Here is a 5,625-nt window from a genome sequence, read left to right on the forward strand (position 1 = left end):
TTTTCGCCTTGTTAACGATTCGATCCTCTCGGTCGAAAGCGGTTGAAAAGAGGTGTTGACAGCAGCGTGTAACGCTGTAGAATTCGCCTCCCGCTAACGAGAGATCGAAAGCGCAAGTGGTTGAAGTTGTTGAGGAAATCTTCAAAAACTTCTTAAAAAATCGCTTGACAGTAAATGAGGCTGCTGTAGAATGCGCGCCTCGGTTGAGACGAAAGATCTTAACCAACCGCTCTTTAACAACTGAATCAAGCAATTCGTGTGGGTGCTTGTGGAGTCAGACTGATAGTCAAAAAGATTATCAGCATCACAAGTTACTCCGCGAGAAATCAAAGATGTAACCAACGATTGCTGAGCCAAGTTTAGGGTTTTCTCAAAACCCAAAGATGTTTGAACTGAAGAGTTTGATCATGGCTCAGATTGAACGCTGGCGGCAGGCCTAACACATGCAAGTCGAGCGGCAGCACGGGTACTTGTACCTGGTGGCGAGCGGCGGACGGGTGAGTAATGCCTAGGAATCTGCCTAGTAGTGGGGGATAACGTCCGGAAACGGGCGCTAATACCGCATACGTCCTACGGGAGAAAGTGGGGGATCTTCGGACCTCACGCTATTAGATGAGCCTAGGTCGGATTAGCTAGTTGGTGAGGTAATGGCTCACCAAGGCGACGATCCGTAACTGGTCTGAGAGGATGATCAGTCACACTGGAACTGAGACACGGTCCAGACTCCTACGGGAGGCAGCAGTGGGGAATATTGGACAATGGGCGAAAGCCTGATCCAGCCATGCCGCGTGTGTGAAGAAGGTCTTCGGATTGTAAAGCACTTTAAGTTGGGAGGAAGGGTACTTACCTAATACGTGAGTATTTTGACGTTACCGACAGAATAAGCACCGGCTAACTCTGTGCCAGCAGCCGCGGTAATACAGAGGGTGCAAGCGTTAATCGGAATTACTGGGCGTAAAGCGCGCGTAGGTGGTTTGTTAAGTTGGATGTGAAAGCCCCGGGCTCAACCTGGGAACTGCATCCAAAACTGGCAAGCTAGAGTATGGTAGAGGGTGGTGGAATTTCCTGTGTAGCGGTGAAATGCGTAGATATAGGAAGGAACACCAGTGGCGAAGGCGACCACCTGGACTGATACTGACACTGAGGTGCGAAAGCGTGGGGAGCAAACAGGATTAGATACCCTGGTAGTCCACGCCGTAAACGATGTCAACTAGCCGTTGGGAGCCTTGAGCTCTTAGTGGCGCAGCTAACGCATTAAGTTGACCGCCTGGGGAGTACGGCCGCAAGGTTAAAACTCAAATGAATTGACGGGGGCCCGCACAAGCGGTGGAGCATGTGGTTTAATTCGAAGCAACGCGAAGAACCTTACCAGGCCTTGACATCCAATGAACTTTCCAGAGATGGATTGGTGCCTTCGGGAACATTGAGACAGGTGCTGCATGGCTGTCGTCAGCTCGTGTCGTGAGATGTTGGGTTAAGTCCCGTAACGAGCGCAACCCTTGTCCTTAGTTACCAGCACGTTATGGTGGGCACTCTAAGGAGACTGCCGGTGACAAACCGGAGGAAGGTGGGGATGACGTCAAGTCATCATGGCCCTTACGGCCTGGGCTACACACGTGCTACAATGGTCGGTACAAAGGGTTGCCAAGCCGCGAGGTGGAGCTAATCCCATAAAACCGATCGTAGTCCGGATCGCAGTCTGCAACTCGACTGCGTGAAGTCGGAATCGCTAGTAATCGCGAATCAGAATGTCGCGGTGAATACGTTCCCGGGCCTTGTACACACCGCCCGTCACACCATGGGAGTGGGTTGCACCAGAAGTAGCTAGTCTAACCTTCGGGGGGACGGTTACCACGGTGTGATTCATGACTGGGGTGAAGTCGTAACAAGGTAGCCGTAGGGGAACCTGCGGCTGGATCACCTCCTTAATCGACGACATCAGCTGCTTCATAAGCTCCCACACGAATTGCTTGATTCATTGAAGAAGACGATAGAAGCAGCTTTAAGCTCCAAGCTGATAGCTCCAAGCTAACAGTTACAAGCTCGAAATTGGGTCTGTAGCTCAGTTGGTTAGAGCGCACCCCTGATAAGGGTGAGGTCGGCAGTTCGAATCTGCCCAGACCCACCAATTTTGTTATGGGGCCATAGCTCAGCTGGGAGAGCGCCTGCCTTGCACGCAGGAGGTCAGCGGTTCGATCCCGCTTGGCTCCACCATAAACTGCTTCTGAAAGCTTAGAAATGAGCATTCACATTGAATGTTGATTTCTAGTCTTTTGATTAGATCGTTCTTTAAAAATTTGGGTATGTGATAGAAAGATAGACTGAACGTTACTTTCACTGGTAACGGATCAGGCTAAGGTAAAATTTGTGAGTAACTCTTAAGAGTTTTGCGAATTTTCGGCGAATGTCGTCTTCATAGTATAACCAGATTGCTTGGGGTTATATGGTCAAGTGAAGAAGCGCATACGGTGGATGCCTTGGCAGTCAGAGGCGATGAAAGACGTGGTAGCCTGCGATAAGCTTCGGGGAGTCGGCAAACAGACTTTGATCCGGAGATCTCTGAATGGGGGAACCCAGCCATCATAAGATGGTTATCTTGTACTGAATACATAGGTGCAAGAGGCGAACCAGGGGAACTGAAACATCTAAGTACCCTGAGGAAAAGAAATCAACCGAGATTCCCTTAGTAGTGGCGAGCGAACGGGGACTAGCCCTTAAGTGGCTTTGAGATTAGCGGAACGCTCTGGAAAGTGCGGCCATAGTGGGTGATAGCCCTGTACGCGAAAATCTCTTAGTCATGAAATCGAGTAGGACGGGGCACGAGAAACCTTGTCTGAATATGGGGGGACCATCCTCCAAGGCTAAATACTACTGACTGACCGATAGTGAACTAGTACCGTGAGGGAAAGGCGAAAAGAACCCCGGAGAGGGGAGTGAAATAGATCCTGAAACCGTATGCGTACAAGCAGTGGGAGCAGACTTTGTTCTGTGACTGCGTACCTTTTGTATAATGGGTCAGCGACTTATTTTCAGTGGCGAGCTTAACCGAATAGGGGAGGCGTAGCGAAAGCGAGTCTTAATAGGGCGTCTAGTCGCTGGGAATAGACCCGAAACCGGGCGATCTATCCATGGGCAGGTTGAAGGTTAGGTAACACTGACTGGAGGACCGAACCGACTACCGTTGAAAAGTTAGCGGATGACCTGTGGATCGGAGTGAAAGGCTAATCAAGCTCGGAGATAGCTGGTTCTCCTCGAAAGCTATTTAGGTAGCGCCTCATGTATCACTGTAGGGGGTAGAGCACTGTTTCGGCTAGGGGGTCATCCCGACTTACCAAACCGATGCAAACTCCGAATACCTACAAGTGCCGAGCATGGGAGACACACGGCGGGTGCTAACGTCCGTCGTGAAAAGGGAAACAACCCAGACCGTCAGCTAAGGTCCCAAAGTTATGGTTAAGTGGGAAACGATGTGGGAAGGCTTAGACAGCTAGGAGGTTGGCTTAGAAGCAGCCACCCTTTAAAGAAAGCGTAATAGCTCACTAGTCGAGTCGGCCTGCGCGGAAGATGTAACGGGGCTCAAACCATACACCGAAGCTACGGGTATCACGTAAGTGATGCGGTAGAGGAGCGTTCTGTAAGCCTGTGAAGGTGAGTTGAGAAGCTTGCTGGAGGTATCAGAAGTGCGAATGCTGACATGAGTAACGACAATGGGTGTGAAAAACACCCACGCCGAAAGACCAAGGTTTCCTGCGCAACGTTAATCGACGCAGGGTTAGTCGGTCCCTAAGGCGAGGCTGAAAAGCGTAGTCGATGGAAAACAGGTTAATATTCCTGTACTTCTAGTTATTGCGATGGAGGGACGGAGAAGGCTAGGCCAGCTTGGCGTTGGTTGTCCAAGTTTAAGGTGGTAGGCTGAAATCTTAGGTAAATCCGGGGTTTCAAGGCCGAGAGCTGATGACGAGTTACCTTTTAGGTGACGAAGTGGTTGATGCCATGCTTCCAAGAAAAGCTTCTAAGCTTCAGATAACTAGGAACCGTACCCCAAACCGACACAGGTGGTTGGGTAGAGAATACCAAGGCGCTTGAGAGAACTCGGGTGAAGGAACTAGGCAAAATGGCACCGTAACTTCGGGAGAAGGTGCGCCGGTGAGGGTGAAGGACTTGCTCCGTAAGCTCATGCCGGTCGAAGATACCAGGCCGCTGCGACTGTTTATTAAAAACACAGCACTCTGCAAACACGAAAGTGGACGTATAGGGTGTGACGCCTGCCCGGTGCCGGAAGGTTAATTGATGGGGTTAGCTAACGCGAAGCTCTTGATCGAAGCCCCGGTAAACGGCGGCCGTAACTATAACGGTCCTAAGGTAGCGAAATTCCTTGTCGGGTAAGTTCCGACCTGCACGAATGGCGTAACGATGGCGGCGCTGTCTCCACCCGAGACTCAGTGAAATTGAAATCGCTGTGAAGATGCAGTGTATCCGCGGCTAGACGGAAAGACCCCGTGAACCTTTACTATAGCTTTGCACTGGACTTTGAATTTGCTTGTGTAGGATAGGTGGGAGGCTTTGAAGCGTGGACGCCAGTCTGCGTGGAGCCATCCTTGAAATACCACCCTGGCAACTTTGAGGTTCTAACTCAGGTCCGTTATCCGGATCGAGGACAGTGTATGGTGGGTAGTTTGACTGGGGCGGTCTCCTCCTAAAGAGTAACGGAGGAGTACGAAGGTGCGCTCAGACCGGTCGGAAATCGGTCGTAGAGTATAAAGGCAAAAGCGCGCTTGACTGCGAGACAGACACGTCGAGCAGGTACGAAAGTAGGTCTTAGTGATCCGGTGGTTCTGTATGGAAGGGCCATCGCTCAACGGATAAAAGGTACTCCGGGGATAACAGGCTGATACCGCCCAAGAGTTCATATCGACGGCGGTGTTTGGCACCTCGATGTCGGCTCATCACATCCTGGGGCTGAAGCCGGTCCCAAGGGTATGGCTGTTCGCCATTTAAAGTGGTACGCGAGCTGGGTTTAGAACGTCGTGAGACAGTTCGGTCCCTATCTGCCGTGGACGTTTGAGATTTGAGAGGGGCTGCTCCTAGTACGAGAGGACCGGAGTGGACGAACCTCTGGTGTTCCGGTTGTCACGCCAGTGGCATTGCCGGGTAGCTATGTTCGGAAAAGATAACCGCTGAAAGCATCTAAGCGGGAAACTTGCCTCAAGATGAGATCTCACTGGGATCTTGAATCCCCTAAAGGGCCGTCGAAGACTACGACGTTGATAGGTTGGGTGTGTAAGCGCTGTGAGGCGTTGAGCTAACCAATACTAATTGCCCGTGAGGCTTGACCATATAACACCCAAGCAATTTGCGAACTCGAAAGAGGCCAGATTGCGGTGTGTGAAGACGAAACAAACCGAAAGTTTGCAGGCTCACAAAGCACCAACTCTATTACATACCCATTCGCTGGCACGTTGCACAAGCAACGGACTGGCTACCGAATTTCTTGACGACCATAGAGCGTTGGAACCACCTGATCCCATCCCGAACTCAGAAGTGAAACGATGCATCGCCGATGGTAGTGTGGGGTTTCCCCATGTGAGAGTAGGTCATCGTCAAGATTAAATTCCGAAACCCCAA

2 tRNA genes and 3 rRNA genes are annotated in these 5,625 nt (G+C 51.0%); all 5 read left to right on the forward strand.

Going from position 1 to position 5,625, the window contains the following annotated elements:
* The first annotated feature begins 389 nt into the window (after window positions 1-389).
* The 5 genes from DNK59_RS24125 to rrf all read left to right on the forward strand — a co-directional run bounded on the left by DNK59_RS24125 (window position 390) and on the right by rrf (window position 5,606).
* Window positions 390-1,928, forward strand: a 16S ribosomal RNA gene (locus DNK59_RS24125).
* Between the two features lie 123 nt (window positions 1,929-2,051).
* Window positions 2,052-2,128 (forward strand) — tRNA-Ile (locus tag DNK59_RS24130).
* A gap of 10 nt (window positions 2,129-2,138) precedes the next feature.
* Window positions 2,139-2,214: transfer RNA gene (locus tag DNK59_RS24135), tRNA-Ala, on the forward strand.
* Between the two features lie 231 nt (window positions 2,215-2,445).
* Window positions 2,446-5,337, forward strand: a 23S ribosomal RNA gene (locus tag DNK59_RS24140).
* 153 nt (window positions 5,338-5,490) lie between these two features.
* A 5S ribosomal RNA gene (gene rrf, locus DNK59_RS24145) occupies window positions 5,491-5,606 on the forward strand.
* Together the 16S, 23S and 5S rRNA genes with 2 tRNA genes alongside form the textbook arrangement of a ribosomal RNA operon.
* The last annotated feature ends 19 nt before the right edge of the window (window positions 5,607-5,625 follow it).

Source organism: Pseudomonas sp. TKO26, from assembly GCF_003225665.1.
GTDB classification, from domain to species: Bacteria; Pseudomonadota; Gammaproteobacteria; order Pseudomonadales; family Pseudomonadaceae; genus Aquipseudomonas; species Aquipseudomonas saponiphila.